Raw genomic sequence first — 518 nt, 5'->3', positions numbered from 1 at the left:
CACCGCCTGTTCACCAGTGAGTCGGTGACCGAGGGTCATCCGGACAAGATCTGTGATGCGATCTCGGATTCGATTCTGGATGCTCTGCTTGCGGAGGATCCCGGTTCGCGTGTTGCGGTGGAGACTCTGGTGACGACGGGTCAGGTGCATGTGGTGGGTGAGGTGACGACGTCGGCGTATGCCGATATTCCGCATATTGTGCGGGATAAGGTGCTGGAGATCGGGTATGACAGTTCGGCCAAGGGTTTCGATGGGAATTCGTGTGGTGTGAACGTCGCGATCGGTGCGCAGAGTCCTGAGATTGCGCAGGGTGTTGATCGGGCGTATGAGCATCGTGTTGATGGTGCGCAGGATGAGATCGACGCGCAGGGTGCGGGTGATCAGGGGTTGATGTTCGGCTATGCGTGTTCGGATACGCCGGAGTTGATGCCGTTGCCGATTTCGTTGGCGCATCGGCTCTCGCGTCGGCTGACGGAGGTGCGTAAGAGCGGTGCGTTGCCGTATCTGCGTCCGGATGG

1 protein-coding gene is annotated in these 518 nt (G+C 59.5%); it reads left to right on the top strand.

The genetic code is table 11. The annotated features are described in order from the left end of the window. On the top strand, positions 1–518 hold a 518-nt coding region (locus FK529_RS19870), incomplete at both ends, for an S-adenosylmethionine synthetase N-terminal domain-containing protein (protein WP_331456342.1).

Origin of the sequence: Tsukamurella asaccharolytica (genome assembly GCF_007858435.1) — a bacterium.
GTDB classification, from domain to species: Bacteria; Actinomycetota; Actinomycetes; order Mycobacteriales; family Mycobacteriaceae; genus Tsukamurella; species Tsukamurella asaccharolytica.
This window is presented reverse-complemented; position numbering and strand designations above follow the sequence as displayed.